Source organism: Nonlabens sp. MB-3u-79 (genome assembly GCF_002831625.1).
In the GTDB taxonomy this organism is placed as follows: Bacteria; Bacteroidota; Bacteroidia; order Flavobacteriales; family Flavobacteriaceae; genus Nonlabens.
On the sequence record NZ_CP025116.1, the window covers coordinates 1,948,351 to 1,969,277 of the forward strand.

Annotated in this window: 18 protein-coding genes and 1 tRNA gene; 7 read left to right on the top strand and 12 right to left on the bottom strand. The window is 36.7% G+C overall.

What is annotated here, in order from left to right; genetic code table 11:
* The first annotated feature begins 9 nt into the window (after positions 1 to 9).
* Together CW736_RS08575 and CW736_RS08580 are read left to right on the top strand one after the other, a co-directional pair.
* The gene (locus CW736_RS08575) at positions 10 to 1,155 is read left to right on the top strand and encodes an efflux RND transporter periplasmic adaptor subunit (RefSeq protein WP_101013560.1); all 1,146 of its coding nucleotides are present in this window, start codon (positions 10 to 12) and stop codon (positions 1,153 to 1,155) included.
* A gap of 2 nt (positions 1,156 to 1,157) precedes the next feature.
* Positions 1,158 to 1,856, top strand: a complete 699-nt coding sequence (locus CW736_RS08580; protein WP_101013561.1) for a VIT family protein — start codon at positions 1,158 to 1,160, stop codon at positions 1,854 to 1,856.
* 147 nt (positions 1,857 to 2,003) lie between these two features.
* On the opposite strand, the gene CW736_RS08585 is transcribed toward CW736_RS08580, so the two are convergent.
* The 4 genes from CW736_RS08585 to CW736_RS08600 form a co-directional block, all read right to left on the bottom strand.
* Positions 2,004 to 2,846: a M57 family metalloprotease gene (locus CW736_RS08585; protein ID WP_101013562.1), complete on the bottom strand. Its 843-nt coding sequence runs from the start codon at positions 2,844 to 2,846 to the stop codon at positions 2,004 to 2,006.
* A gap of 585 nt (positions 2,847 to 3,431) precedes the next feature.
* Positions 3,432 to 3,507: transfer RNA gene (locus CW736_RS08590), tRNA-His, on the bottom strand.
* Between the two features lie 119 nt (positions 3,508 to 3,626).
* Positions 3,627 to 4,343, bottom strand: a complete 717-nt coding sequence (bshB1, locus tag CW736_RS08595; RefSeq protein ID WP_101015086.1) for a bacillithiol biosynthesis deacetylase BshB1 — start codon at positions 4,341 to 4,343, stop codon at positions 3,627 to 3,629.
* A 1-nt stretch (position 4,344) separates the two neighbouring features.
* Positions 4,345 to 5,502: a trans-sulfuration enzyme family protein gene (locus CW736_RS08600; protein ID WP_101013563.1), complete on the bottom strand. Its 1,158-nt coding sequence runs from the start codon at positions 5,500 to 5,502 to the stop codon at positions 4,345 to 4,347.
* Positions 5,503 to 5,618: 116 nt separating this feature from the next.
* On the opposite strand from CW736_RS08600, the gene hutI reads away from it, so the two are divergent.
* Both hutI and CW736_RS08610 read left to right on the top strand, forming a co-directional pair.
* Positions 5,619 to 6,869, top strand: a complete 1,251-nt coding sequence (gene hutI / locus CW736_RS08605) for an imidazolonepropionase (protein WP_101013564.1) — start codon at positions 5,619 to 5,621, stop codon at positions 6,867 to 6,869.
* Between the two features lie 6 nt (positions 6,870 to 6,875).
* Positions 6,876 to 7,895 (top strand): formimidoylglutamase, encoded by a 1,020-nt coding sequence (locus CW736_RS08610; protein WP_101013565.1) that lies wholly within the window; start codon positions 6,876 to 6,878, stop codon positions 7,893 to 7,895.
* A gap of 310 nt (positions 7,896 to 8,205) precedes the next feature.
* Here the strand turns inward: CW736_RS08610 and CW736_RS08620 are convergent, their stop codons facing one another.
* Both CW736_RS08620 and CW736_RS08625 read right to left on the bottom strand, forming a co-directional pair.
* Positions 8,206 to 10,023 carry a cytochrome-c peroxidase gene (locus tag CW736_RS08620; RefSeq protein ID WP_198519311.1) on the bottom strand — a complete coding sequence of 606 codons (1,818 nt, stop codon included), beginning with the start codon at positions 10,021 to 10,023 and terminating at the stop codon, positions 8,206 to 8,208.
* A 1-nt stretch (position 10,024) separates the two neighbouring features.
* A complete protein-coding gene (locus CW736_RS08625; protein WP_101013567.1) occupies positions 10,025 to 11,491 on the bottom strand; it encodes an alkaline phosphatase PhoX in 1,467 nt (488 codons plus the stop codon).
* 261 nt (positions 11,492 to 11,752) lie between these two features.
* Between CW736_RS08625 and CW736_RS08630 the strand changes: the two genes are divergently transcribed.
* Positions 11,753 to 12,547 (top strand): MBL fold metallo-hydrolase, encoded by a 795-nt coding sequence (locus tag CW736_RS08630; RefSeq protein WP_101013568.1) that lies wholly within the window; start codon positions 11,753 to 11,755, stop codon positions 12,545 to 12,547.
* Positions 12,548 to 12,787: 240 nt separating this feature from the next.
* Here the strand turns inward: CW736_RS08630 and CW736_RS08635 are convergent, their stop codons facing one another.
* From CW736_RS08635 to CW736_RS08660, 6 genes are all read right to left on the bottom strand, one after another.
* A complete protein-coding gene (locus tag CW736_RS08635; protein ID WP_101015088.1) occupies positions 12,788 to 15,010 on the bottom strand; it encodes an NADP-dependent isocitrate dehydrogenase in 2,223 nt (740 codons plus the stop codon).
* A 239-nt stretch (positions 15,011 to 15,249) separates the two neighbouring features.
* Positions 15,250 to 15,603, bottom strand: coding sequence for a 50S ribosomal protein L19 (gene rplS / locus CW736_RS08640; protein ID WP_101013569.1), 354 nt, complete (start codon positions 15,601 to 15,603; stop codon positions 15,250 to 15,252).
* Between the two features lie 131 nt (positions 15,604 to 15,734).
* Positions 15,735 to 16,097, bottom strand: a complete 363-nt coding sequence (locus CW736_RS08645) for a T9SS type A sorting domain-containing protein (protein ID WP_101013570.1) — start codon at positions 16,095 to 16,097, stop codon at positions 15,735 to 15,737.
* 47 nt (positions 16,098 to 16,144) lie between these two features.
* The gene (trmD, locus tag CW736_RS08650) at positions 16,145 to 16,825 is read right to left on the bottom strand and encodes a tRNA (guanosine(37)-N1)-methyltransferase TrmD (protein WP_101013571.1); all 681 of its coding nucleotides are present in this window, start codon (positions 16,823 to 16,825) and stop codon (positions 16,145 to 16,147) included.
* A 97-nt stretch (positions 16,826 to 16,922) separates the two neighbouring features.
* Positions 16,923 to 17,129, bottom strand: coding sequence for a helix-turn-helix transcriptional regulator (locus CW736_RS08655; protein WP_101013572.1), 207 nt, complete (start codon positions 17,127 to 17,129; stop codon positions 16,923 to 16,925).
* Complete coding sequence (locus tag CW736_RS08660) at positions 17,119 to 17,589, bottom strand: hypothetical protein (protein WP_101013573.1); 471 nt, start codon at positions 17,587 to 17,589, stop codon at positions 17,119 to 17,121. Before CW736_RS08660 ends, CW736_RS08655 begins: the two co-directional genes overlap by 11 nt.
* 205 nt (positions 17,590 to 17,794) lie before the next feature.
* Between CW736_RS08660 and CW736_RS08665 the strand changes: the two genes are divergently transcribed.
* Entirely contained in the window at positions 17,795 to 18,154 is a 360-nt protein-coding gene (locus CW736_RS08665; protein ID WP_101013574.1) for a BlaI/MecI/CopY family transcriptional regulator, read from the top strand.
* A 1-nt stretch (position 18,155) separates the two neighbouring features.
* A complete protein-coding gene (locus tag CW736_RS08670) occupies positions 18,156 to 20,825 on the top strand; it encodes a M56 family metallopeptidase (RefSeq protein ID WP_101013575.1) in 2,670 nt (889 codons plus the stop codon).
* The last annotated feature ends 102 nt before the right edge of the window (positions 20,826 to 20,927 follow it).

The following is a 20,927-nucleotide window of genomic DNA, read 5'->3' on the forward strand; positions in this document are numbered from 1 at the left end:
TAACACGTTATGAAACGTCATATATATACCATAATAACTTTTAGTCTAACTCTTGCCCTTTACAGTTGTGGCGAGCAAAGTAACCCATCTAACCTAGCAGAAGTCGAAAGCACTGCTGCTATTGATAACCGCATTCAGATCACGCAAGCGCAATTTGAACAAAGCAACATGATCTTAGGAGTCCTAGAAGAAAAATCATTTCCTAATATTGTTTCTGTCAACGGTATGATTGATGTACCTCCAGAAAATAGAGCCGTAGTGAACGCTACTATGGGCGGCTATATTAAAACAACCTCTTTATTAGTAGGAGATGTAGTGCGCAAAGGCCAAGTACTCGTAACCTTAGAAAATCCAGAGTTTATAAGGTTACAGCAAGAGTATATGGAAGTGAATGAACAACTTTCCTATCTCAAATCGGAGTATGATAGACAAGTACGTATGAAGGCTGAAAATATTACTTCTCAAAAAAGCTATTTAAAAGCAGAAAGTGAGTACAAAACTGCCGTAGCAAAGCATACAGGCTTAGATAAACAGCTGAGAATGCTGAATATCTTACCATCGAGTGTGCGTGCTGGAAACATCAGTTCTGTGGTGAGTATTTATGCGCCTATTTCAGGAAGTATTACTAAGGTGAATATTTCAAAAGGGAGTTATCTTTCACCAGCCACTGAAATTTTAGAAATCATCGATACAGACCATATTCACTTAGAGCTTTCTGTCTTTGAGAAGGATATCCTGAAGGTAAAAAAAGGACAAGAAATTGACTTTAAAATTCCTGAAGCATCATCAGATACCTATAAAGCAGAAGTGCATTTAGTAGGTACATCCATTGAAGAAAACAGAACGATTAAAGTACACGGTCATCTAGATAATGAAGAGAAAACCCATTTTTTAACGGGTATGTTTATAGATGCAAGTATTATTACAGATTCCGCTTTCGCGAAAGCGGTACCTAATCAAGCTGTAGTAGAAGTAGATGGCGTGTTTTATGTTTTAGTCTTAGATCAAAAGGAAGGCGACACCTATTATTTCAATCAAGAAGAAGTTGAAGTAAAAAGCAGTTATAATGGTTTTACGGTAATAGAAAATAAGAGTAGCTTTGATTCAGACACAAAGTTCTTGACCCAAGGCGCTTTTAATTTAATAGGAGATTAATTATGCATGAGCAAACAATAGAAAAGCATTACATGAATCGCAGCGGCTGGCTAAGAGCAGGAGTCTTAGGAGCTAATGATGGTATACTTTCTACCGCTAGTATCATAATAGGTGTTGCAGCAGCTAGTAGTGCACGGGATCCTGTTTTACTGGCAGGAGTTGCAGGTTTAGTGGCGGGTGCCTTATCTATGGCAGCAGGAGAATATGTGTCCGTTAGTTCTCAGACTGATGTAGAAAAATCTGACCTAGCTCGAGAAAAACAAGAACTTATAGATACGCCTGAGGAGGAGCTTGTAGAACTGGCAAAAATCTACGAGGGAAGAGGCTTAAAGACCGAAACAGCACTGGAAGTCGCTCGACAGTTAACAGCCCATAATGCACTAGAAGCGCATGCAAGAGATGAACTTGGGATACATGAAATGACTGAAGCAAAACCCTTGCAGGCAGCACTTTCTTCTGGAGTTGCTTTTACAGTAGGCGGCTTTTTACCTGTACTAGTAGCTTTTCTAGCACCTTTAAAAGGTATGGAATACATACAGTACGCTTTTGCTATTTTATTCCTAGCAGTGCTCGGCATCGTAGCTGCAAGAGCGGGGGGATCTAACCCAATAAAAGCAGTACTTCGGATTACCTTTTGGGGAACGCTTGCTATGGGATTAACGGCACTTATAGGTCATTTGTTCCAAGTAAATCTCGCCTAAAAAGATAAAAGGGATGAGGACTATTGAGATGGACTACCATAACATGTTGTAGTTGGGGTTTCCTGAGGGTTTCATTAAAAGTTTAAAAATTAAAAAAGCTCTATCAATATTGATAGAGCTTTTGATTTGAAGAGGTTACTTAAAAAATTAATACATGTTTTGCAATGCAATAACGTCATTGTTATTGAACTCTCCGCTAGTACTTCCAGAAAAACAAGCATTCATTAAACTAGAAGGATCCCATCCAGTTGCAGTTCCAGGAATATATACAGCACCTGCCGTACCGGCAGCTTCTCCACTTTGTCCACAAGACTGACGAGAGAAATAATCACTGTGACGGAAACCTATAGAGTGTCCTATCTCATGAGTAATAACATGCTCATTTACATTAGTGGAAAAACCTTCTAAATTATAAATTTGTACAAATTTATTTGGCACTCCAGAGTTACTAGGAAAACCAGCAACACCACCACTACTAGAATTACTGCTAGAAGTATCATAAACCACCATATCTGCAGCTTCAAAATTAGTTCCAAAAGTAAGTCTCAGATCTAATGAAACACCACTAAGTCTATTGTAATTAGCTACCGCCCATGTCAGTCCAGTTTGTGCCTTACTGGATAATCCGTTGGCGTTATTTGCGGTATATCCTAAGATATCAATAGTTCTATTAGTTCCAGTAACCAGGTTAAAGGTGCGGTATTGCTTTTCTAAAGTTTGAATTTGTTCCAAACCAAAGAATTGCTCTTCTGTTAATGCAATATCGTCTTCAATAAAGATGCGTTCTCCAGTTTTTCCGTTAGGAAAATAAAAATCGCGAATTTCAATATCGTCTGGATTGTAACCGATTTTTTCGGCGTGTTCTTTAGCAAGTTCTAAGGTGCTTTTTGTCTGGTCAACTGTAACTTCTTGATCTTGCTCACAAGAGGTAAGAACTATTGCAATGGATGCAATTCCTAGTAAAGAGACTTTGAATAATGATTTTTTCATAATTATAGATTTAGGGTTAATTATTTATTGATTTAAAACTAGAGTAATTTTACAAATTTGTAATAGCGCAAATTATATCATTCAACCATGAATAAGACCATTTAAAGAGTTAAATCCAGTTGTAGCCGATGTTTATTAAACATTAGTTACTTATATAATATTTTTATTATTCGATGAATTACGTTAAAACAGTCGTTTTTTGATGTATTTCACAGATCTGTTTTAACAAATGATAATTAAATAAACGATAAACCCTATCATTTTAATAGGGTTTACGGTCTGGTATTGTAGGAAATAAGCTAGTGAGAGCTATGGAGTCAATTATTTGGTTACTAGTTGTTTTTTAATACAGCCTATTTTATGGATGTATTTGCTGTTCATAGCATATCTAGTGTATAAATACGTCAGCACTTTTATTAAAGAGTGCCGTGAAGCCTAAAATCATAAAAAATAAAATTCTCTTAAGTAACTAAGATAAAGTACAGGACTAACTGCAACGGGATCAGCAGGAAGTTTTAATCCCTTGTATATAGTTTTAAAATTAGGGCATAAAAAAAGGTCTTAGTAAAAACTAAGACCTTTAAAGGGTGAAGGACGGGGCTCGAACCCGCGACTTCCGGTACCACAAACCAGCGCTCTAACCAACTGAGCTACAATCACCATATCGATGTGAGTTTTATTTAAGTGGATCTCAAGAATTCAACCACTCGCCTTTAGCGATTGCAAATTTAATATATTTCTGAAAACTGGGTGTAAAATTATAGTTTTTTTTCAATTTATTTAAATCAAATCAAAAACACTCTTTATTGCGGGAGGTCGCTCGCTCGTAAAGCCCTCAGCATGTTCCGTTCCTATAAGTCTACCGAAGTTAGCACTGCGGTATTTTATAGATTCTAAAAAGTTTTTTGAGTTGATAGGTGTTTGAGGGCCTTTATCTCCTGGTTGATAGAATTGGCTTTTATAAGCCTGTACAGCAGCCATTTTATCATCTATATAGCCAGTAATGTCCACCACAAAATCAGGTTCTATATCCAGCCACTGTATGTAATGGTATACTTGTTTAGGCCTCCAAGGTTCCTGAAGTTCCCCGTCTAAACTAGTTTCTATACGTTGTAGGCCAGATAGAAAACAGCCGACACTAGTTAATTCAGATGCCTTTGCATGATCTGGGTGTCGGTCTTTAATAGCGTTGCACAGAACTATTTCTGGACGGTACTTTCTGATCATTTTGATCATTTCTAATTGGTGGGCCTCGTCATTTACTATAAAACCATCTTTAAAGGCTAGATTTTCTCTAATAGAAAGTTTAAGGATTTTTGCAGCAGCAGCAGCTTCCTGATCTCTTATTTCGGCACTACCTCGCGAGCCTAACTCGCCTCTAGTTAAGTCTAGCACTCCAGTTGTTTTACCTAAGGATTGTTCTTTAAGTAAGACTCCGGCACAGCTCAATTCTATATCGTCTGGATGCGCTCCTACGGCGAGTATGTCTAATTTCATATTAGTTTTTTTTACGACTTTTTCCGATCGCATTTTCTAAATCAGCGATAAGAATTTCTGTTTCTTCAATACCTACAGAAAACCTTAATAGGCCATCAGAAATACCTTGTTCTTCTCTTTCTTGTTCAGTCAGCAGGCTGTGTGAAGTGGTGCTAGGGGCAAGAATAGTACTTTCTACACCTGCAAGACTTAAAGCAGGCATAATCACTTCTAGTTCTTCTAAGAAAGCAGTGTAATTGATGTGTTTTTTTAGTTCAAAGGACATCATACCACCGTAGGCATTCATTTGCTTTTTAGCGAGTTCGTGTTGTGGATGCGATTTTAATCCTGGATAATTTACTTTTTCAATATCTGGATGTTGATCTAAGAATTTAGCTAGTTTGTGAGCATTTTTAGACTGTCTTTTTACTCTTAAAGCTAGCGTCTTAATACTTCTTTCTAATAGCCATACCGTTTGATCACTTAAGCTACCACCATAATTTTTGGCAGTTTTCCAGAGTCTATCCATATGTTCTTGGCTACAACTAACGGTGCCCGCGCAAATATCGCTGTGACCGCCTAAATATTTAGTTGCACTGTGTATAACGATATCAATTCCAAAATCGGCAGGAGTCTGGTTGATAGGTGAGGCAAATGTATTGTCTATAGCGGTTGTTAAGGAGTTCGCTTTCGCGAAAGCGGAAACCAATTCCATATCCGTAACCTCTAATAAAGGGTTGCTGGGAGTTTCTATATACACCATTTTGGTGTTGGGTTTCAAACTTGCTTCCAGACTTTCTTGATCTACATGCTCGATCATGGTGTATTGAATACCTACATTTTCAAACTCTGCTGCTGCAAAATGGGCAGTACCACCGTAAATAGCTCGTTGCATGATCACGTGATCTCCAGTTTTAAGAAAAGCCATAAATACCGCGCTAATGGCTGCCATTCCACTACCGAATATCATTCCAGCTTCTGTATGTTCTAAAGCTGCCATCTTTTTACCAAGAGCAACTTGATTAGGCGTATTAAAATATCGCGGATATAAATTGGTGCCTTCACCTCTGTAATCATAAGCAGTGGATGTGTAAATAGGAGCCGTCGCTCCACCATAAACCTCATCTTTTAACTGTCCTGCATGTACACAAACATAGTTGGGATTTCTATTTTCTTTCATGTTGCCGAAATTAGTAAGATTGTAATGATTAAAAGTAAATTATATGTGAAATATAACACTTACAAATGCTGGTCTTAATTTCCGTTTATTGTTCAGGAGTTAATTATCTTCACGATATGAGCAAGCTTTTTACAAATATTAAGGAATTAATTCAAGTTAGGGAACAAACAAATCAACCATTACGAGGCAAGCAAATGGATGAATTACCATCGATCAAAAACGCTTATTTGTGGCTGGAAGATGGTTTGATTAAAGATTACGGCAGTATGGATAATTACCATCCTCATCCCGCCGAGGAGGTTTATGACTGCACAGGTATGATTATCACGCCAGGTTATGTAGATAGTCATACCCATCTGGTTTTTGCCGGTACTCGTGAGAAAGAGTTTGAGGATAGGATTCACGGACTTTCTTATGAAGAAATCGCTGCAAGAGGTGGTGGTATATTAAATAGTGCTGCTGCTTTAGAAAAAATGACGGAAGAGGAGCTCTTTGAACAAGCGCGTTGTCGACTGGATCAAGTAGTTGCTCAAGGGACTACAGCCATTGAAATAAAAAGTGGCTATGGACTCAGTGTAGAAAGCGAATTAAAAATACTTAGAGTAGTGTCTCGCTTGCGCGAAAGCGGTACAAATAGCCATCATAAAATCCCAATAAAGTCGACTTTTCTAGGAGCACATGCTCTTCCAGTGAACTACAAGGAGGATCGGGAAGCCTATATCAACCTCATTATTGATGAGATGTTACCTAAAATAGCAGAAGAGCATCTTGCAGATTATATAGATGTTTTTTGTGAGCAAAATTATTTTACAGTAAAGGAGATGCTGCGTATTATAGAAGCAGGAAGTGCTTATGGCCTTAAAGCAAAAGTGCATGTGAATCAGTTCAACTCTATCGGGTCGATAGAAGCTGCAGTTCGAGCAGGAGCGGTAAGTGTAGATCATCTCGAAGTTATGGAGGCTTCAGATTTTACTGCCCTTTCCGGTTCAACAACCATTGCAACGGCCTTACCTAGTTGTTCTTTCTTTCTGGGACTTGATTATGCGCCAGTGAATGAAATGATAGATCGGGATATTGCCGTGTCTTTGGCGAGTGACTACAATCCGGGAAGCACGCCTTCTGGTAATTTGAATTTTGTTTTTTCTTTAGCTTGTATAAAAATGAAGATGACACCACAACGCGCTTTTAATGCCCTTACGATAAATGCTGCTCATGCACTAGAACTTGAAAAGGAGCTGGGAAGTATCACTATAGGTAAAAAAGCAAATCTTATGATTTTTAAAAATATAGAGAGTATTGCTGCCATACCATATAACTTTGGTCAAGTTGTTATCGATAAGGTAATTGTTAATGGTCAATTTATTTAGAAAGATATGAGGGATCATTTTCAACTATTCACCAAGGAAAAACGAGCGCATTATGTTTCTATTCGCTGCGATTTAAATAAGGAAAACTTTGTAAAATCTGAAGATGAGGCTGCTTCCTTTGCGCAGTCCATTGAAGTTTGTGAAGATTTAAAGGAACTTGCTAAGTTAAAGGCAAAATACCTTATTATAGGTATTCCTGAAGATATAGGTGTAAGAGCTAATCTGGGTCGAGCAGGAGCAAGTGAAGCTTGGGAATCCTTTTTAAAATTTTTTTTAAGTTTACAACAGACTTCTTTAAATGATGTCAGCCGATTCTGTGTTTTGGGAAATGTCACTACTAAAGATTTAATGTTACAAGCTCAAAATCTGGTAGCATCTTCTCATAAAGATCGAACGCAGTTGAGCGGTCTAGTAAAATTACTGGATCAACGGGTAAGTGAAATTGCTTCTTTAATAATAGCATCAGGAAAAACACCTATAGTTATAGGCGGGGGACATAATAATAGTTATCCGCTATTGAGAGCTAGTGGGTATTCTGTTCCAGTAGATTCTATCAATATAGATGCGCATACTGATTTAAGAGCTACTGCTGGCAGGCATAGTGGTAATGGTTTTAGTCATGCGATTCAAGAAGGCTATTTGAAGTCTTATTATATGATTGGAATTCAAGAGAACTATTTGAGTCAGCCCATGATTGATTTGATGGAACAAAGTGATGCGATAGATTACAGTCCTTATGATTTTGAAAATTTTGAAATTCAACAAGAAGTTCTAAAAGCTATAAAGCATGTAGACACGACCAATTTTGCGCTAGAAATAGATATGGATGTGGTGGCTCATTTCCCTTCCAGTGCGCAAGCGCCAGTGGGTTATTCTTTTCAAGAACTGAGGAATATGATGAACGGGATTCTTAAAAAGGCTTCCTCATTTCCAAAGTATATTCATATTTGTGAGGCAGCACCAAAATACGGTTATGAAAACCAAGTAGGTAAAGCGCTGGCTACTTTAGTAAATGATCTTCCTTAAAATGAGCTGGCAGTTGACTTTTCTTCCTGTTTTTCTAATTGTTTTCTGGTTGCTTTTGGTGCTTAAGAACCTATCCTCTTTTAGGAAGGAGTTTCAAAAGATGGATAGGAAAGAGCGTTCTACAGAGTTAGGTAAATTATTTATTAAGTATTTACAAAAAAAGTATTTATGGAGATCTATACTGGCAATGATCTTTTGTTTTGCAATTTATGTACTTGTTTATTTTATAATAAGAGCCTAAAAAACACTAAAGCGCACCTAAATAAGGTGCGCTTTAAGAATTTTAAACAGTTAGCTGATAAATATTGTCTTACTGATTTACAAACTCCGCATCTGTTAAGGTTTTCATGAAATTAATAAGATCTGTTTTTTCTTGGTCTGTTAAGTTTAAAGGATCTGTTGGTAGTGTTTGGTATTCTTGATTTGTGATCCCTATCCCGTAGCCACCACCTAAATTGTAAAACTCAATAACTTCTTCAAGAGTTTTATAAACACCGTTGTGCATGTATGGGCTGGTTAAAGCTATGTTTCTTATGCTAGGTGTTTTAAAGAAGTGTTTGCGATTCTCTGTTTTGTATATTTCAAACCTACCTAGATCTGTATCAATCCTTGCATTATTTGTTACGGCTGCTTCTGGCACTCCTAAATGCTCCATTTCAGTTTCCATAAAATCTGGTGGTACAGTTCCATTAAAAACAGGTGCAAAATGGCATGTAGCACATTTTGCTTTACCGTTAAAAAGGTTAAAACCATTTATTTCTGAAGCAGTAAGTGTGTTGATCTCATTTCTGATATTTTGATCCCATTTAGAATTCCAATAGTTGAGACTACGCACATAATCAGCAATAGCATCCCTAATACTGTTTTGATGAATAGGAGTTGCATAAGCTATTTCAAACTCTTTTATATAAGAAGAGTCTTGGTCTATTAGTGAAGCAAAACTTTTAAGATCAGAATGAAACTCCTGTGAGTTGTTAATTACTGAAACGATCTGACCTTCTAGACTACCAGATCTTTTATCATAGAAAAAGCCTTGTTGATAAGCGCTATATGTTAGACTAGGACTATTGCGGTTCAATCCGTTGGACTTTGTTAACCCATCAGTAAACGCCAGGTTACTTTTATGGCAAGTTGCACAACTTACTGTTTGAGAAGAAGAAAGACTTTTGTCATGGAACAGTCTTTTTCCTAATTGGATTTTATCCTCACTAAGCGGCGTTACTTTCCTACCTGCAAAAAAATCTAATGACAAAGCTTCTTTTGAGAACAAGCTGCTTGCATTATTATCTATTGCCATTTGCAAAGGAAAGCTTACTTGCCAATCTTTCGCTGTCTCTACCCATAACACCAGCATGGGGTCTATGTGTGATTTTATAAACTCGTACCTATTAAAATTTTCAAAATCACCCTCTGTTAGGTAGGATTTTGCTCTGCTAAACTTGTCCTGCCATAAAGCTTTCAATGGCTCCTTTTTAAAGTTGTGATCGTAGAGGTTTAAGATTTGTTCCGCTTTCGCGAAAGCGGTAACCGCATCCATCAAACTGCTTTCTAAAACGGGAGAGTCAAAACCAGTAACACCAGTCGTCGCGGTGCGTATTAATTGTTTGCGTACGATCCAAAGTACGTGATAGGGTTTTAAATAAGCTACATCTGTATTTCTTAAAAGCACTTGTAATCTAGAGTGAATTTTACCAGCTGTTTTATGAACAGCATCTATATCTGGCGCATCGCTGAATATATTTTCTTCCAATGTTTGAAAGCTGCTGGGTTCATTTATCTTGATATCGGTCAAGTCTTCTTCTTCTACTTTAAGAAGGTTAGGTGCATTGAGGAAACTGTAGTTATTCTGGTCTTGAAAGGAAAGCACTGGTTCTACTTTTTTAAATTGTGTTCGTGCTTTTTTAAAATAGAACTTTAAACTATCCACTTCAGAAGTACGCGTTAACGCACCGACATAATCAGCACAACTCTGAAGATCTACTAGGTACATATTCTGTAAAGCGATGGAGGGCTGCAGATCTATTTTTTCGACATATTCTTCAGGACTGCTTTTACAAGAGATCAAAAACAAAAGAAGACCTGTAAGGGTACAGATCTTCTTTATTATATTTAAAATAGGCAAGTTCATCTTATCTATCTAATCCAGTTAGAACGTATAAGATACTTCCTTCTTTTCTGCTGCTTGCTATGTCTATTACTGCATTAGGGTCAGAGAAAGCGCTGCCGTCTGCTGGTTCCCAACCGTGATTTTGTGTAGCAACCATAAAAGTACCTTCAATCCCTACCTGGTCAGAGATGTCTATCATTCCTGTTATTTCCCAGATACTGGTCTCGCTACCTATTCCCGCTGCTGCTGCCGCTACTTGGTCACATTCTAGAACAGTTTTTACAACTCCTGTGGTCAAATTGTATTGATACAATCTCGCGTAATGAGTTCTTGCAGGATCGTCAAAATAACCGTTAGGATCTTCTTGAATATAAGCATAGTTTTCAGTGACTAGGATATTATCAGGACTGTGAAAACCCCATGCTTTACCACCTATTTTATCTCCATCTAGTACACAAGTAATTTTTGCAGGTCCTGTTGGGTCATTTTCATTTAATTCGACTTTGTATATACGTCCGTACTGTGCCCCTTTACCAACTAATGCATCTCTCTTGCGGCCAGTAACTGCAAAATATACTTCTCTTTGGTTGTTGTCACTACCACGTCTCCAGTCGATATCTTCTAGTCTAGAGAAGCCCATAACTCCTTTAGTTTTAGCTTCAGCATCTAACAGGTCTATGTTTTTTTCATTCAGTTCCACAAAAGAGGCATCATAAGATTGTCCTTCTTGCATGTCCATTTCAAAATTAATTCCTGCTGAGGTTACTTTTAATCCATAAAGTGTTCCATTATAAAGATCACCTCGATCTCCTACATACATTCCTAATTGTCCAGAAGGGATGTTATTGTCAGCATGATCATCACCTATAAAAACGACAGTTTTATCGTCATAAGCGTCTTTTCCTATCGCAACAGCATTTTCAGTACTCCACTGTCCCATAGCGGTAAGCATTTCTGGAAACATTCTAGAAGAAGCATCTTTAGTCACCTCAGTAGCAAAAACTCCTTTTGAAGCGCCACCCCATTCTCCACCAGAAAGATAAAGAGGTCCAAAGCCATGTTCTTCAGGAGTAATTAACGAACCAGAACATTGAGCTGTGGATCCTGTAGCTTGTTCATTTAAGATATATTCACCTGCAATAGGTTGAAAGGTTTTGTCTAGTGTAATGCGAGCTATGGAATAATCTGCTTCAAGATTATTGATTACTGTATAGTTTTGTTCATTTGCGTTATAAATCAATCCGCATCCATCTGCCATGGAACCGTAGACAAAGTTAGGCGTATCTTGCAATTGGTCTTCACTAGAAAGGATAGGGTATACATTTACCGAAGAGAACTCTGAAGTAGTTTTTAAAAAGTTAGGAGTTATGGAGTGAGCTCTAAGCACCACATCATCTGCTTGTGGATTTAACCTAGGTGACTCGTCATTATTACATGCTGTTAATGTTAATAAACCAGCTGCAGCAAAAAGTAGAATTTTAGTTTTCATATTTGTATTTTTACGTTGTGACAAATCTATTTCTAAGTTCTTTAAACAAAGGAAATTAAAGAATAACCTTGTTTTACAATATTGTTAGTAACGAGGCTTTATAAAGTTAGAGAAAGGTTACCTATTTTAATTTAAGGTTTAGAAACCAAATTCAAGTAATTGTATTTAAGATGGTTAACAGTTATTATTAGAGTTTAGTTTTATTTTATGTAAATATAAAATGGAGGTAATTAAATTTAAACACACTTAAAATCAAATAAAATGAAAAAAGTATTTATTGCCTTATTTGCTATTTCTATGATGAGTATTTCTTGTAAAGACAACAAGGGAGAGACTGTAGAAGAAGAACTATCAACTACCGAAACAGTAGAAGAGCAAACATTGCCAGAGCCTAACAATATAAAGGTAACACCTATATCTCACGCGACATTTGTATTGGACTGGAACGGTCAGATTATTTATGTAGACCCTACAGGAGGAGCTGCTGCTTTTGAAGGTATGCCTGCAGCTGATGTAACTTTGATCACAGATGTACATTATGATCACTTGGATGAAGAAACGCTTGCTGCCGTAAAAGGAGCTAGTAAGATAATTACTCCACAAGCTGTAGCAGATAAGATGGTAGGTTTTAAACCTTCTAACATTATCAACAACGGAGAAACTAAAACGATCTCAGGAATAGAAATTACAGCTGTCCCTATGTACAACCTCACAGAAGGTAGATTAGAGATGCATGTTAAAGGCAGAGGAAACGGTTATGTATTAGAGAAAAACGGTTATCGTGTTTACATCTCTGGAGATACAGAAGATATCCCAGAGATGAGAGCATTAAAGAATATAGATAAAGCGTTTTTATGTATGAATTTACCTTACACTATGGATATCGACCAAGCGGCAAACGCTGTTCTTGAGTTTCAACCTAAGCAGGTAATCCCTTATCATTACAGAGGTACCGAAGGGTTTCAAGATGTAGAAAAATTCAAGAAAATGATTGATGATACCAATAGTGGTATTAAGGTAGCCCTTATGGACTGGTATCCTGCTAAGGCAGAATAATCATTCCAGCATCCAAAGTTAAAAGGGGAATACTATGATAGTATTCCCCTTTTTTTTATGTGTTAAATTCTTGGTATTATCTCCTTCGTAATGAATCAAATCCAACATCAACTTTTGTTTTGATAAAAAAGAGAAAACGAGATGTGATTATATGAGGAATACATTTGCCTAAAAGAAGGATAAAAAAATTCCCAATATCAGATTTGATATTGGGAATTTAAATAGTTGATAATTATTTAATTACCCTATAATTTCATTAAAAGTTTTACTTGGTCTCATGGCAGCTTCAGTCTTAGCGGGATCTGGCAAATAGTAGCCACCTATATCCATAGCCTTGCCTTGTACAGCAATAAGTTCACTAGTAATTTTCTCTTCGTTTTCCACAAGCTTGTTAGCTAGCGGAGTAAATTGTGCAGCAAGTTCTTCATCAATATCTTGATCTGCTAGCTCTTGTGCCCAATAGGTAGCAAGATAGAATTGAGAACCTCTGTTATCTAGTTCATTTACTTTACGGGAAGGAGACTTTCTATTGATTAAGAATTTCTCTGTTGCTCTTTCCAGTGCATCAGCGATGATTTGTGCTTTTTCGTTTTTATAAGAAATAGCAAGATGTTCTAATGAAACGGCAAGTGCAAGAAATTCTCCAAGAGAATCCCAACGCAAATGATTTTCTTGCTCAAATTGTTGAACGTGTTTTGGAGCACTACCACCAGCACCAGTTTCAAATAATCCACCACCATTCATCAATGGAACGATAGAGAGCATTTTTGCGCTCGTTCCTACTTCAAGAATAGGGAACAAGTCTGTGTTGTAATCTCTTAATACATTTCCAGTGACAGAAATGGTGTCTTCTCCATCTTTCATTCTTCTCAGCGTACGTTCCGTAGCTTTTATAGGAGAAGCTATCGTAATATCAAGTCCTTGAGTATCATGATCCTTAAGATAATGAGTTACTTTTTTGATGATTTGAGCATCATGTGCTCTGTTTTTATCCAACCAGAAAATAGCAGGATCATTAGTAGCTCGAGCTCTTGTTACAGCAAGCTTTACCCAGTCCTGAATAGGTGCATCTTTAGTTTGACAAGCTCTCCATATATCTCCAGCTTCTACATTATCCTCTAAATATACCGTACCATCAGCTGCATCAACTACTTGAACTTTTCCGCCAAAGGCGATTTCAAATGTTTTATCATGAGAACCGTATTCCTCAGCTTTTTGTGCCATAAGGCCTACATTAGGAACAGTCCCCATTGTAGTAGGGTCAAAAGCACCATTCTTCTTACAGAATTCAATAGTAGCATCGTAAACTCCAGCATAAGAGCTGTCTGGAATAACCGCTTTTGTGTCTTGAGACTTACCATCTTTATTCCACATTTGTCCAGAGTTTCTGATCATCGCAGGCATAGAGGCATCAATAATAATGTCACTAGGCACATGGAGGTTAGTAATACCATGGTCACTATTTACCATAGCCAGTTGAGGTCTATATTTATACACTTCGCGCAGTTCATCTTGAATCTTTTCTCTTTCCAATTCAGGAAGTTCGTGAAGTTTGCTCAATAGGTCACCTAGTCCGTTATTAACATCTACACCAATTTTATTAAATACGCTGCTGTATTTATCAAATAAGGGTTTGAAAAATATTTTTACTGCATGGCCAAATATGATAGGGTCGGAAACCTTCATCATTGTCGCCTTCATGTGTAAAGAAAACAGCACATCTTTTTCTAAAGCATCGTCTATTTGCTCCTCTAAGAATTCCAATAAGGCTGCCTTACTCATGTAGGTAGCATCAAGAATTTCTCCTTCTAATAAAGAGAGTCCTTTTTTGAGAACATGAACTCTACCTGCCTTATCGATCAATTGTATATCGACAGTAGTTTCTTTTTTTGTAGTAAAGCTTTTCTCGTTATGGGCAAAATCTCCAGCAGTCATTGTGGATACATGAGATTTAGAATCTTTACTCCAAGCACCCATGGAGTGAGGGTTGTTTCTTGCGTATTGCTTGACAGGTTTAGGAGCACGACGGTCAGAATTACCTTCACGTAAAACTGGATTTACCGCACTACCTTTTATTTTATTATAACGTGCTTTAGCCTCTTTATCTTCTTCTGTTACTGGCTCCTCCACATAGTGAGGAATGTCATATCCTTTTGCTTGCAACTCTTTAATAGCTTCGATCAGTTGTGGTAAAGAAGCAGATATATTAGGTAATTTGATGATGTTTGCATCAGATTGCTTTACAAGCTCACCTAATTCAGCAAGTGCGTTTTCTTGTTTTTGGTCTTCCTTTAATCTTTCTGGAAAAACAGCAAGTATTCTACTGGCAAGTGAGATATCTCTGCTTTCAATATCAATTCCTGCTGGTGCGATAAACTTTTTTACAATAGGTAAGAAAGAAGATGTTGCTAAGGCTGGTGCCTCATCTGTTTTAGTATATATGATCTTAGGTTGATGTGACATGTTGAATTGAATTTTAATTTGTAATAAAACGATAGGATACGTCATCGTCTACGATCTGTTTGATCAGCTCGCAAATATAAAGCAACGAGGCTATTTTTAAAAGATTTTCACTAAGGCTTAGCACTTAAAGTGTCAAATTTTGAAAGAAACACCTATTATCAATATATAAGTTTATAAAATTTTAGCGCATAAAAAAAGCTGCCCGATAAAGGGCAGCTTTTTTATATAATTGAAAAGGATTACTTTCTGCGCGCTTCTTTGATACGTGCTTTCTTTCCAGTAAGTTCTCTGAAGTAGAAAATACGTTTTCTACGTACCGCTCCTTGCTTGTTTATTTCGATTTTTTGAAGAGCTGGAAGGTTTAAAGGGAAAATACGCTCTACACCTATACCACCAGACATTTTTCTAATAGTGAATGTTTTTGTTAAACCAGTACCTCTTAATTGAAGAACAACTCCACGGAAGAACTGTGTACGGCTTTTTTCACCTTCTTTGATCTCATAAAATACAGTGATGGTATCTCCAGCTGAGAATTTAGGGAAATCTTTTTTTTCTATGAATTCGTCTTGTACGAACTTTACTAATTGTTCCATGTTACTAGGAATTATTTTATTTATGTAAGGTACTAACGTTCACGATTATCGTCAGAGGTTAATTTTTACGAGTTGCAAAAATACAACCTTGTCATCAACTGACAAATAAAATAAGAAGTTTTTAAAGGGAGTTACCTAATAATCAATTTTTTCACAAAATTGGAGGAGGTAGTACTTACTCTAAGGAAATACATTCCTGTGCTGAGTTTAGATACATCAAAGGTTTGCTCATCACTGTTAATACTTCTTTTTGCATTATATACTTGCTTACCCAAAGAGTTGATTATGGTTAAATTTAAATCGTTGCTAGTGGAGCTGGAGAAGGTCAGTTTTAAATAACCATCTTTGACTGGATTCGTAAGGATCGTAAGTTTTTCCTTTTCTTTTTGAATAGGTGTGGTAACAACAGTATCATGACCACTATCTTGTATGATAGCAGCACCTAAGGAGAACGTAAAAACGCTTAGTAATAAAAAGAGTAAAATTTTTCTCATAATAATATTGTCTTGTAAAGTTAAAACTTTTTAACCAATTATAGGTGTTAATCTTCGCTTAAAAGATCAGGCCTTCTTTCTTCTGTTCTTTCAAAAGCTTTTTCTTCTCTCCATAACTCTATGGCTCCAAGGTTACCACTTAATAATATTTCAGGAACTTTGTGACCTTTATAGTCTGCCGGACGGGTGTACACAGGTGGGGCCAGTAATCCGTCTTGAAAACTATCGGTCAATGCACTAGTCTCATCACTTATCACGCCAGGAATTAATCTGATTAAGGCATCACATAAAACAGCAGCTCCTAGCTCACCTCCAGATAGTACATAATCACCTATAGAGATTTCTTTAGTAATATAAAGATCCCGCACCCGCTGGTCAATTCCTTTATAATGCCCACATACAATCATGATATTTTCTTTGAGCGATAGATGGTTAGCCATTCCTTGATTTAAGGTTTCACCGTCTGGAGTCATATAAATCACCTCGTCGTAATCCCGCTCCCCTTTCAGTCCATTGATCATCTTATCCAGTGGCTCAATCATCATAACCATTCCTGCTCCACCACCATACTGATAGTCGTCTACTTGATTGTATTTATTAAGTCCGTACTTTCTTAAATTATGCATGTGCACTTCTACAAGACCCTTCTCGATGCTTCTTTTTAAAATGGAGGCTTCAAAAGGACTTTTTATCAATTCTGGTAATAAGGTGATGATATCTATACGCACAATGCTTGTTTTGAGGCAAAGTTAAAGGAATTGTGCGATGTTAAAAGAAAAAGTAGCAGTTGTTAACTTTAAATAACCGCTATACATTTATTATAAATCAACCCCAGTCACTATCCTCCATCTCAAATATCTCTAATACGTTTACTTTAAAAACGCTAGCCATTTTTAAGGCTAGTAGGGTAGAGGGTACATATTTTCCTTTTTCTATCGTATTAATGGTCTGACGGCTTACTTGTATTTTATCTGCTAGATCTTGCTGTGTGAAATCATGCATGGCTCGCAATACTTTTAATTTATTCTTCATCGCTCGCCGTTTTAAGTTGATACTTTTTCCACTCCAACCTAATAATGAAAACCAGTATAGGCGTAAAAACATTAATCATAAGTACATTGAAAAAGGAGAATCCATAAATAAATAGGGTAGCGATTATAAATAGGCCATAATTAACATACATTGCCCATATCAGCGCATCTTTTCTGATAAGACCTATCAATTCATCTTCTATTTTTTCTTTGGAAAAACACCATAACATACCAGTTGTAAGAGCAATGACTGTTAAAATCTCATCCAGAATATTATTCTTTTCATATGGGCCAGAAACCGTACCGTTTAAAAAGCCATCGTCAAATGGAGAAAACACGGTAACATCTAAAGCCTCTGGCGACCAATCAAAAATAATGGCCGCAATTAAACTAGTAAAGCTCAATAAAAACAGAAGCATTCCTAGCTTCTTGTATTTAAATGGAAACAAATAATTTTTCATAATACAGATCATTTATAAAGCAAATGTAATATAAAATGGACTAAAAGTAAAACAAACTATACAAAAAGTAATATAAGATTTACAACATAAGATTTTTAATAACATTAGTTAACTAGATCAGTAGTTTAATAACTATAAAAATAGTTTGACAACTACAATATTAGTTATACATTTGTATGAATAAATAAGAACAAATACATTAGTCATGGAGAAATTAACGCAAAAAGAAGAAGAGGTAATGCAGGCACTTTGGAGTCTGGAGAAAGCCTTTGTTAAAGAAATCGTTCCTGAACTCCAGGGTGCTAATCATTACAATACGGTATCTACTATTGTTCGCAAGCTGGAAGAGAAGGGCTATGTAGCTCATGAAGCCTTTGGTAAGACGCATCGTTACTTTCCTATTGTTGAAAAAGAAGCCTATCGCAACAAGTTTGTAAATAATGCGATGACCAGCTATTTCAATGATTCTTATAAGAATATGGTTTCTTTTTTTGCCAAAGAAGAGAAAATAAGCGCCACAGAATTGAGAGAGATTTTGGAAATGATAGAATCTAAAGAGAAATAGGATGGAAGCTGTACTAGAATATCTATTAAAAAGCGCTGGAGTACTGAGCCTATTTGTACTCATTTATCATTTTTTATTGCGCCGCCTGACCTTTTTCAATACCAATCGTTGGTTTTTATTAGCTGGTATTGCAGCAAGCATCCTCTTTCCGTTAATAGAAATTACTCAAACCGTTTACGTGGAGCAGGCAGAGCAATTACTTTATCTACCACAGCAAATGGTAACTCCTATGGCTATGATTATGGAGCAACCTCCAGTGGAAGCAACAGCTTTTGACTATGGAATGCTCGCCATTTACTTATACCTAGCTATTTCTATATTTTTCCTTGGTAAAATGTTCGTAGAACTAAGCTCGCTGCGCAGTTTGATTCTTTCTGGAACTCAAAAACGAGTTGGGAAGTTTGTTTTTGTGAAGCTTTCGCGAAAGCTAACCCCCTTCAGTTTCTTTAACTACATATGTTATTCTCTAGAAGATGAAAGCACAGCAGCACTAGATTTGATCTTAGAACACGAAAAAGTTCATGCAAAGCAATGGCATTCCATCGATTTACTAGTATCCCATGTCTTTAAAGCTCTTTTTTGGATCAATCCGCTGGTGTGGGTATTAAAAAGACAGATAGGAGAAAATCTAGAATTTATAGCCGACTCCAAGGCTGCAACACAAAACACCACAGGAATAAGCTATGAGCGCACCTTGCTCAGTACTGCGGCCAGTCATATGCAGCCTGCACTGGCCAATAATTTCTTCACGCCATTTATTAAAAAACGTATTCTCATGTTACAAAAAGAAGCCTCAGCCCAGTGGAATGCTTATAAATATGCATTGATACTGCCCGTGATAATCCTTTTCCTTTACAGCTTTAATGTGGTGGAAGAAGTGGAGTATGTGGATAAGGAGAACCCCCAAATTTCAAATTCTGAAACCTCAGTTGATAGTTACAAAGAATTGGTTTTTGATATTACTGGTGCCACAACTAATGAGCAGTTGGAGATGTATAGAATGCAAATTGAGGTTCAAGGGAATTACCAATTGAGATTTGATGATATCATTAGAGATGCAAAAGGGCTGCTGGAAACCATGAGAGTGTCGGCAAAGTTTCCTGGTAAAGACTGGGAAAAAGGCTTTACAGTAGAGGCTCTGTCAACTAATGGCTTGATGTTGTTAATGGCTTATCCTGATAAGATTTCCTTGCATATTCCTAAAGATAAAACCACACTTTCTATAGATCAAAATGGAAGTCAAGTAATTGTTCCAGATACGGTTCTTTATGGAGATACAGCTGGCGTTACAAAAGATTCCACAGATCCTATCCTAGATTTTGATCACAGCATTACTTTTACCATAGACGCCACATCTACAAAAGAATACCTCGATGAAAAGAAGGCGTACTTAAAAAAGGAATACAACGTAGATTTTGACTACAGTAGGTTGAAAATAAAAAATGAAAAGGTCGTAAGAATTAAAATCACACTAGACGATAATGATGGTTATACCAGTTCCCAATCCTATGCTAATGATGATGGCATCCCTGAAATATGCGTGACAGGAATTATAAAAGAAGATGCTCAGTTATGGAGTATGGGTGCTTGTAAGGCTAATACTCCTCGTGAATCTTATTCCTTACCTAGTACGGTAAGTTATTCGGTATCCAGAAACGCTATTTCCATTAATATGGATAGTTTGATGAAGCAGGTAAAGGAGCAAATTAAGAACATCAATTTAGAGGAACTACATCTAGAAATGCAAAATATCAATATGGATAGTATTCTTCGGGAGGCATCTATTCAAATGAAAAACCTAGACATAGATTCTTTGCAACATGAATTACAAATTCAATTCAAGAAGATGAACAAGGATTCATTGACGAATACGATAAAGATGATTCAGTTCCAAAAGCCGCAAACAGCGTATGCGTTTGAAAATGGTATTTCTACTAGACCCACTACAGCGGCTCAATTAAAAGCAGGTTTAGGAAAAAACCCACCTCTTACGATTGTTGATGGGAAAGAAATGGATAAGGAAGAATGGAAATTAATACCACCATATCTTATTGAAAGTGTAACTGTTTTAAAAGACAGTGCAGCCATCAAAAAATATGGAAAGAAAGGAAAAAACGGCGTACTGATTATCACTACAACTCCATTAAAAAATCAAGAAACTAGATACGAGTTAAGAGGAAAAGCAGAAGCAAAACGACAAGAAACACTTCACAAACGTGAAGAATTGAGGTCAGAAAGTCAAGAACGTAGGGATTCTTTGATTCAACAAAGAATCATTCTTACAGAAGGAAAGCATGCTATAATGGAAGAGAAAAGAGCCCAGGTTGAAGCTGATAGAGAAGAGACAATGGCTCAAATATTTGAAAATGGTACAAGTGATTTTCTAATGAAGCATAAAGGTCATGGCCGTCTCACTTTAGGTAACAAGGAAATTTTTTATATCACCAACATATCAAATGAAGGCTTTGAAAATTTTCAAAAAGCCCTGGAAAAAGCCGGACATAATTTTAAACTGATCACACATCGCATGCAAAGTGATCGATTGGTAAAATTGAAATACGAAATCAACGGTTCCCAGCATACTTATGAAACTAGCAAAGGAGTCAAGGAACTTCAGATTACATTTATAAAGGGTAAAAAAACTCCTACCATAACTACTATTCCTTATTAGAAAATAGAGATTTTTATTAGGATTATCCACAAAACCCATTCTAAATTCTAGAATGGGTTTTGCGTTTTTTTAATACAGATCGGGCTGCCAAAACCTTACATT

Bases quoted from the DNA above. Each gene is read 5' to 3' on its own strand.
- CW736_RS08630 (WP_101013568.1), top strand. From the start codon at position 11,753: ATGAAAAAAGTATTTATTGCCTTATTTGCTATTTCTATGATGAGTATT.
- CW736_RS08665 (WP_101013574.1), top strand. From the start codon at position 17,795: ATGGAGAAATTAACGCAAAAAGAAGAAGAGGTAATGCAGGCACTTTGG.
- CW736_RS08670 (WP_101013575.1), top strand. From the start codon at position 18,156: ATGGAAGCTGTACTAGAATATCTATTAAAAAGCGCTGGAGTACTGAGC.
- rplS (WP_101013569.1), bottom strand. From the start codon at position 15,603: ATGGAACAATTAGTAAAGTTCGTACAAGACGAATTCATAGAAAAAAAA.
- CW736_RS08655 (WP_101013572.1), bottom strand. From the start codon at position 17,129: ATGAAGAATAAATTAAAAGTATTGCGAGCCATGCATGATTTCACACAG.
- CW736_RS08645 (WP_101013570.1), bottom strand. From the start codon at position 16,097: ATGAGAAAAATTTTACTCTTTTTATTACTAAGCGTTTTTACGTTCTCC.
- CW736_RS08585 (WP_101013562.1), bottom strand. From the start codon at position 2,846: ATGAAAAAATCATTATTCAAAGTCTCTTTACTAGGAATTGCATCCATT.
- CW736_RS08580 (WP_101013561.1), top strand. From the start codon at position 1,158: ATGCATGAGCAAACAATAGAAAAGCATTACATGAATCGCAGCGGCTGG.
- bshB1 (WP_101015086.1), bottom strand. From the start codon at position 4,343: ATGAAATTAGACATACTCGCCGTAGGAGCGCATCCAGACGATATAGAA.
- CW736_RS08575 (WP_101013560.1), top strand. From the start codon at position 10: ATGAAACGTCATATATATACCATAATAACTTTTAGTCTAACTCTTGCC.
- CW736_RS08600 (WP_101013563.1), bottom strand. From the start codon at position 5,502: ATGAAAGAAAATAGAAATCCCAACTATGTTTGTGTACATGCAGGACAG.
- CW736_RS08620 (WP_198519311.1), bottom strand. From the start codon at position 10,023: ATGAACTTGCCTATTTTAAATATAATAAAGAAGATCTGTACCCTTACA.
- CW736_RS08610 (WP_101013565.1), top strand. From the start codon at position 6,876: ATGAGGGATCATTTTCAACTATTCACCAAGGAAAAACGAGCGCATTAT.
- CW736_RS08625 (WP_101013567.1), bottom strand. From the start codon at position 11,491: ATGAAAACTAAAATTCTACTTTTTGCTGCAGCTGGTTTATTAACATTA.
- hutI (WP_101013564.1), top strand. From the start codon at position 5,619: ATGAGCAAGCTTTTTACAAATATTAAGGAATTAATTCAAGTTAGGGAA.
- CW736_RS08635 (WP_101015088.1), bottom strand. From the start codon at position 15,010: ATGTCACATCAACCTAAGATCATATATACTAAAACAGATGAGGCACCA.
- CW736_RS08660 (WP_101013573.1), bottom strand. From the start codon at position 17,589: ATGAAAAATTATTTGTTTCCATTTAAATACAAGAAGCTAGGAATGCTT.